The sequence below is a fragment of the Endozoicomonas sp. YOMI1 genome, assembly GCF_024606345.1.
Lineage (GTDB): Bacteria > Pseudomonadota > Gammaproteobacteria > Pseudomonadales > Endozoicomonadaceae > Endozoicomonas.
The window spans coordinates 1-7,646 of record NZ_JAHHPM010000417.1 but is presented as its reverse complement, the minus strand read 5'-3'; the positions used below and the strand labels follow the sequence as shown (position 1 = coordinate 7,646).

The 7,646-nt window shown below is 41.7% G+C and carries 5 protein-coding genes; 2 read left to right on the top strand and 3 right to left on the bottom strand.

What is annotated here, in order from left to right:
* Positions 1 to 138: 138 nt before the first annotated feature.
* Positions 139 to 933, bottom strand: a complete 795-nt coding sequence (locus KDK15_RS14850) for a hypothetical protein (RefSeq protein ID WP_257296166.1) — start codon at positions 931 to 933, stop codon at positions 139 to 141.
* Between the two features lie 457 nt (positions 934 to 1,390).
* Here KDK15_RS14850 and KDK15_RS14845 point away from each other — a divergent pair, with 457 nt between their 5' ends.
* Positions 1,391 to 2,392 carry a hypothetical protein gene (locus KDK15_RS14845; protein WP_257296165.1) on the top strand — a complete coding sequence of 334 codons (1,002 nt, stop codon included), beginning with the start codon at positions 1,391 to 1,393 and terminating at the stop codon, positions 2,390 to 2,392.
* A 55-nt stretch (positions 2,393 to 2,447) separates the two neighbouring features.
* Here the strand turns inward: KDK15_RS14845 and KDK15_RS14840 are convergent, their stop codons facing one another.
* Together KDK15_RS14840 and KDK15_RS14835 are read right to left on the bottom strand one after the other, a co-directional pair.
* On the bottom strand, positions 2,448 to 4,457 hold the full coding sequence (locus KDK15_RS14840) for an F-box/WD repeat-containing protein (RefSeq protein WP_257296164.1): 2,010 nt from the start codon (positions 4,455 to 4,457) through the stop codon (positions 2,448 to 2,450).
* Positions 4,458 to 4,658: 201 nt separating this feature from the next.
* Positions 4,659 to 6,419: an ankyrin repeat domain-containing protein gene (locus KDK15_RS14835; protein ID WP_257296163.1), complete on the bottom strand. Its 1,761-nt coding sequence runs from the start codon at positions 6,417 to 6,419 to the stop codon at positions 4,659 to 4,661.
* Between the two features lie 417 nt (positions 6,420 to 6,836).
* On the opposite strand from KDK15_RS14835, the gene KDK15_RS14830 reads away from it, so the two are divergent.
* Complete coding sequence (locus tag KDK15_RS14830) at positions 6,837 to 7,457, top strand: hypothetical protein (RefSeq protein ID WP_257296162.1); 621 nt, start codon at positions 6,837 to 6,839, stop codon at positions 7,455 to 7,457.
* The last annotated feature ends 189 nt before the right edge of the window (positions 7,458 to 7,646 follow it).

Genomic DNA, 7,646 nt, shown 5'->3' with positions numbered 1-7,646 from the left:
GAAAAAACCTGCGTCTGGAACAGGAGCGTATCGGTTATGGCTGGCTGTTGGATGCCCTTTGAGCGGTGATAGCACTAGATAGATTGTAACCAGGTGCTCAAGCAGACGGCGCGAAACACGCCATCAATTAACTTAGCGCTAGCTGTTTACAAAAATCTCCCGCAAATATGCAATGTGTTGGGCTTCTAAACGTTTCAACGGACTTTCATTATCTCTGTGATTTAGAACGGTATCTTCGTATGAACAAATTCCTTTAAACAGTTGAGTTACTTCGTACAAATTCAGTGAAAATGATTTTTTCCATAACTGAGATTTTAGAATGATACTATTTTCCGATATTGCAAAATCAGGGTGTAATGTGTCAAATTCGGATGAATCTTCATAATTATCAAGATATGTCAATCCGTCAACAAATCTGAATTGAGGTAATGATTTTAATGTACAGCTGTTAGTTAGAGTGTGTTTGATTGGAACTTCTTCGTAAACATTATTAATCCATGTGATAGATTTCATAGATGTAGAGTAAGGGATCTGCGGATCAAATATTCTTAAGCCATCCTCTGTATTTCCCATAATAAAAACATGATGATTATAACTTTTTTTAAAATAAGTTATTATTCCATTACCCCCGTGAGTTGCAATAATTACTACTAGCTTTTCAGCTAATTCAGTCGGTAGTTTTTTTAGGATCTCAAAAATATTACTATTGCATTTAAATTGGTAATTTGGTTTCTTGAACTCTACAATAGCATGATCAATCATGGAAGTTTCTTGATTTGTTATAAAAACCAGTGAATTTCTAGTAAGTGAATTGCTAGTAACTGAATTGTTAGTAACTGAATTGTTAGTAACTGAATTGTTTGCCGTAATATCAGTTGATTCATATTTTGCACGCTGCATGGAGTTGGAGGACGTAGTTTGTACTGGCTGCATACGATAAGCTCCAAAGAGTTGATGAAGTTTTGCTTTATAGAGATAGGACAAACTATTTTAAAATTAGTTTCAGGCCTAGCTTTCGCACCTGGCAAAAAATTCCAGCGGATGCCTCTGGCTTTGCTGAGTTTAGCATTTGCTGCGTAAGTTTCGGTTCAAGGTGAATTTTAGAATGTCCTCATGCGTGCTCTTGGAAATTTCGTCGTTAATCACAACTTTGAGAATCTGAAAATAGTGTTTTCAATAAAGCACAACAGAAGCACTCAATTAATGGTGAATTACCTGCAAAGGAAAATTGGAATAAACACCTGGAAAGGCAAATACACAGTCATCCGGATAATACCTCGATAAACAGTGTGGCCTTAGATATTCTGAAAATTTTTATGGTTAATAAAATAGTAAAACGGGATCCAAACAAAATCATGTCAAGTGATTTTGTTCTCTATGAGGTAATGGTATGATTCCATCTTCTGTAAACGATTTATCATATAGAACTTGGTATTTTGATAAAAGTAACCCTTTACATAAAGGAGATACTGGAAAGTTAAGAAAACGATCTTTTCGGGTGATGAAAAGAGTGTCTCCTTATCCACTGAAACTTAGATACACACCTATTCCTGATAAAGTTCAAAGATCATTCACTTTAAGTCTGGAAAGTGGAAAAAATTCAGCAACACAGGCACTTATGAAAGTACTCTCAGCCCGGCAGGTTGACTGGGGTAGAGCATTAAAGCTATTACGAAGAGGAGGAGATCCTTTTCTCTATAGAGGGAGTGCTTTCAGGCCAAATGTGTTATTCAAGGTTATTGTTGATATTACAAATACTCAAAAAAGTGCCGCAAAAAATCTGTTAAAGTCAAAAGAACGGGAAGAGTTTATTGCATTACTTCTGGAAAGAGAGGGGGTTGAATCTGCATTGCTGGAATTTGACTCAACACCTTTCAAAAATACCCCATTTACTGCAGCAATTGCAGCTAGAGATAAAAGTTTTTCAAGAGCTTTATTTAATTATCTAAAAAAAACAAACCATGAGTTATTGATCACCCCAAATCAAAAGGAGTTAGAAGGTCAGTTTGGAAGCAATACACCTCTGGTATTGGCCATTAAAACAAACAATGAAGAACTAGCTTTGGATTTAGTACCTTTTTATAACAATGAGTCATTGCGTAAGCGTGTAACATGGGCAAATAGTAATGCTCTTGAGTTGGCCCATATAGCAAGATTCAATCATTTGCTTCCAGTCATGGTAGAAATAGCTCAAGGTCTTACAATGGATGAAGCTACTCACCTTCAATCATTATATGATGAATGTCCGCGTGGAAAGAGTATATGGCATGATTTATATGAAACAGATATGTTTCTCAATGACGAAGGAGATTTCATTGAAGATAGAGAGAGAGTTTCAAACCCCGATGTCTACCATACTTCAAAATATATTCGAACAAGCGTATTTCACTAACTTCAAACCTAACCCGGAGTCAATGGTAAAAACGATAGCACTGGATATTCATCGGTTAACCCTCAAGTAAGGGGAGAGGTAGATCAGGCTTGATCTGCCAGAAAGTGAGAACCTCTTTACCGTTGCGATACACTCTGGTTTGTAAAGAGCGGCTGCATGGGCTGAACTCAAAATCTCTGATCTGCCCTTCTGGCCGCCATCGGTTTTTTTCCTGCCAGGTTCCGTCGCTGCTTAATCCAAGAAGCAACAGGCTGCCGTCGTTCACTCGTGCGGCAATCAGGCAGCCTTGTCGGTTAAAGCACGCCTCCTGAATAGACAGTTTAATATGTTGCCACAACCATTGACCGCTATGAGTGCACCGATATATATCTGTGCAGTCTGATTCACCTCCGCAGACCAGGGCACTGCCCCGGGGGCTGACCTTCAGGAGGGAGCTGGAACTCAGTATGCGTGCACACTCCCACTGTCCTGAGTCCCGTCGTTGCCAGATACTGGCTCTCAGTTCATTGTCGTCTACATTCAGCGACGACGCTGCCATCATAAAATACAGCAGCCGTGAGTTCATGGAAAACTGTATGTCTGGCAGCTTCCGCAGTATTTGCCCGGCTCTCTCAATATAAGCCCTGTCCTGCATAACCGGCGACCAGCTGTTGTCATCGTCCAGGCTCCAGATGTCGAAGCCGGTGATAGTGGCAACAACCAGTAGCTTGCCATCAGGGCTAAAAGCAACGCTGAGCAAAAAGCAGTGGCGTGGGTCACTGTGTTTTTTGGTAATAGTTAACCTGTGTGACCATTGGCGGTTCTGGTCAAGCCCGGCAACTTTGACATAAAATTCTGTTTCAGCCCCCGGAATTGACTCATCATATATTCCAACGTCATCAGACCATGCGGCAAAATGGCGGCTATCCGGGCTGAACGCCATATCAAACTCCATATTGTCAAACAGTCGGTCATCGTCCGACGCTGCCTGGCGGGCTACAGCAACATCGCTGCTCAGCCCAAAGACGATTTTGCTACAGCATGACCATAACCCATCAGCATCCCGGGTTATGAAAGAGACTTCAGCACCGTCGAACAGGGCAATATATTGGCTATCAGGACTAAAACAGATTTCATGGTTATCACCCCAGCTTAAATCATTATTGTGCCGCCAGTTGCCATCGGTCTCGCAACACAGGATGGCACCTCCCGATTCATGGTCAATGCACACCAGCGACTTGCCATCGTCGGATAGGATCATTTCATTTATACACCGGTGTGCCAGGTGGGGGTAAATATCGGCCACTGTCATTTGCTGAGCCTCGGACCAGATACCGGAATCACTGCGCCTGACAACAGACAGCAAGTGTTCGTGAGCATTACCCCCAGCATCTACCGCCGGTGGTTCGCCCGACAACTGTTCAGAGGGGAGAAACAGAATATTCCCCCCATGCTGGTTGTGCATGTTGATCCCAGTGATGTAATCCGTCGATAACTCCCGATGCCAGCTGCCACTGTTGTCCGGAGCCCAGATATGCATGGCTCTGGCCCGGCTGTCTCCATTGATCAGACAGTTGTGATTGGCATTCAGGAAAAAAGTCGACACAATCGGCAGGAACTCCATGCACCCAGCCGCTGACAGGGACAGAGATGGTGCATTTATCATCTGCTGGCAGAAATGCTGGTTATAATAGGCACAAAGTGCTTCTGGCCTGCACTGGACAGGGTAGCAGGGACTGAAAATGGCGGGCACCGTCCTGAGATGGTGCAGCAGTTGCGGGTTGCCAGTGGCCATTGCCTGATAAAAATGCTGTTCTGCCTTTGGCAGGGATAAAAAATACTGGTAATACTTGTGGAGCTGGCTTACCGACATGCCACATTTATCATGCAAAACGGTACGTACCCCGCGGGACACCAACTCCAGGTTAGCCAGATCCTGTATCGATAGATAACTTAACAGGTTAGCCAGTGAATCGCCGGACATTGCACCGATAAACCGGCCAAAGCCACTGGCCGGAAACTCAACAGGATTTTGTACATCCTGATGAACATCGCAGGTTTTGGGGTATTTGACGATGGGATACATAGACAAGCCTTCCGAGTAACCTGACAACAGGAAGGTTCAGGATAGTAGAGCCTGCGGAGAATTAAACCGAAAAGAGCACTTTGAGCCATGCCTTTTATAATTTTGGCCATTGTATCTCCTCTGTTGGGGTTGATATTCAGCTTGCCCGCGATTTTCAATGGGTTTTGGATGGAACCATGGAGGAAAAATCTCCCTTTTTTGCTACTTTGGAGCTGCACCTTCGGCCGTTGTGGTGGTAGTCAACGGACGTTTCCTCGATTGACTTGTATCTCCACTGTTTTTTGAAATATCGGTGGACAAATATTTAACAATGTTTTGAGCGCCGATTTTTCTTGCATATTCTAATGGAGTTTCACCCTTGGTTGTTAACTGATCAATAGTAAAATCAGGCCGTTTTGATAGTAGTTTGATAAAACTTACTGCATCAGATTCAATAGCAGCCATGAGCACAGTCTTTCTGCCGCTTTTTTTCTGTCGAAGTGTTTTTTTATTGGTAATAGCCTCTCTGACTTTTTCTAATGCTGAAAAACGCCCGTAATGAGTTTTATTGTACTCAGCTATTAATTCTACGATTTCGTCACCATGGAATTCAACGCCATTCCTGATATCTTCCAGATTGTCAGCCAATTTCTCTATCTCAGCAAATTGGTCCTCTTTCAGCTTCTTCTCTAATAAGCTTCGTACCGTTTGACGCAGAAATATTTGATCAATATTGGCGCCCCGGTTGATCAGTTTATTAATAAATTGAAGGTGTGATGAATCAATCTTTGGCAGTAAGGCAATATCGCCTAATGCAGTCAGATTAAAAGAGTTCTTATTATCAACACAGAGTCCAGGAGAATCTAATAAAAAATTAATTATCCGTTCGTAGGGGTTGCTGCGATATGAAAAATCTTTATGATTATTATTCCATTCCTCATAGCAATGAATGGCTATTTGAAGTGGTGTTCTTCCATCGAAGCCAAGAGCATTGATGTCTTGTGTTTTTATTAAACTCTTGATGACACTCTCATTACCCTTTTTAATGGCATAAATTAGAGGTGTATCATCATAAATTTTTAGATTATCAATACGTACCCGATTCATCAATATGTCCAGCAGGCCCGATTCGTCGGATGTGATAATCGACATTATTAAGGCTTCTTTTTGGTTGTCTTTCAGGTGAGTAGCGTTGAGTGTCTGCATCTCTTTTTTTATTTTTTCACGAGCCCAGTGTCCGTCGAGATAGTGGAGTTGACTTAGGTTGTAAATTGATGTTACCAGCGGGTCATAAGAGATCTCAGTGAGATTAATCTTCTGACTACCAGATTGCTCTGTTTTTTCGACACTCCATAAATCGTTAATCAGCTTGGCAAGACGTAATCCCTGGCTTAAAACACAAGAATATAGCTCACTGGACTTGCCACTTTTATCAGGGTGGAAATATCTTGACAACATTTTTAAAAAGTTGGCTGAATTTAAAGCATCTATACCAGGATCGATCTTGAATATACCGGTTAACAAAAACCTGAATACTGTTTTTTCACTATGAGTTATGGGTTTTTTATTGTCATGTTTGTCCAGAATTGATTCAAAGAAGCGTCCTATACCTACAAATTTTTTTAAAGAATCTGCCATCTTCAGCTCTTCCAGAGCGACTTTTACTTCTTTTGAAACAACAGTCTTATCTGTTCGACGTTCAAGGAAACGTTGGGCATGCTCGTTTAGGCTATCAAAAAAACATCGGCTTTGAGCCAGTGTCGGTAATACATGAATGATTTGAATGTCTCTTCGAAGTAAAGGAGTGTCGTGGGAACCTTTATCGCATTGGTTGAGATTCTGTAGGTGGTAAACTTCCCAGACTACCTTTTTTACATCTGGACTAAGAGTATTTCCAGTGCCTGTATGCAAATATCTTTTAGCGTGAATTGTGTTAAACAGGTAATTTGTAACAATTTCAAGTGACTGTATATTGATATTCATGGTTGTGTGAATAATCCTGTTTATAAATTCTTGTTTAAAAAAATCCGAGCTTGTTTTAAAGCTAATTTTTCTAATTACTTTTTGACTGCTGATGGTAAGAAAAGTTCAATTTGTTCTGAAGCAGAGAAGAAAACCTGAAGTTTAGTTATTTATCTCAGGGTAGACCCTCCACTTCAAGATCAAGACATTGATCTTTGGGAAACCCGGACGGGACATCATACTGCCGGGAACTGTGGGGTTTTAATGTGGACTTGGCATTGATGTGGTGAGAGGTTTCCCGTTTATGAGGGCGGTTTAGCCAACCGGTCAGTCATTGCTGTCTGTTATTGTAACTGACTAAGGTGTTAGTGATTTATGGAAAAACAACCAGTTAAATACTAATCACAATATTAATTATGCTCACGGAGGTAGCGTACAATGGAAGTTGTACCTGTCAATTATTATCAAACAACAAACCCTAACCCTTCAACTCGTAATACACTGGGCAGAGCTGTTAAATGCTTTGGTCGAATTGTATGCAAGATGTTCGTAGCCGTTCCCTATGTTTTGTTTCATTCCTTAAGTCTTGGTACTGAAGCCCTGTTTGGTGCCGGTGGTGCAGCTATCGGTGCCGTAAGAGGTGGCACTGTCAAGCTGGCCAGAGCGGCAGGATCAAAGCTGGGCCTATGCGAGAAATCATCAAAGCCTCTGATGGAATACGTAATCAAAGATTTCCACCGGGGTACTAATGTTGGCTGGCTTCCAGGTCAGATCGTTGGAGCAGCTGGATTAGTGGCCTCTTTACCGGTACTTGTGCACCCAGTCACATTAAGTGTTTTTGGCGCTATTTTTGGAACATGCGGCTTGGCGAGCGGTGTCGTTGCCTACGATGAAATCAAATACACTGGACACTCAGATGTGGAAGATGATTCCAAAACTTTTTTGAGATATATCCGCCATGAGTTTAGAGATTTACATGATTGCCTTTATGGTGAAAAAAAGGAGGACAGTACTTTCCAGCCTGGTGATAAAAGTTTGAAAAAAAATAGTAGTTTATGAAGTATGCCCTGATCCATACAGTTAACCATAGGGGGTAGTGGCCTCTTAGCGATTTGCATGATTTCCTCTATGGTGAAAAAAAGCATGAGAACGATTGTTGACTCCGGCAGGAATTTCAGTATGATTCGCCTTCGTTGACGCAGCGCGCTCGTAGCTCAGCTGGATAGAGTACCTGGCTACGAACCAGGC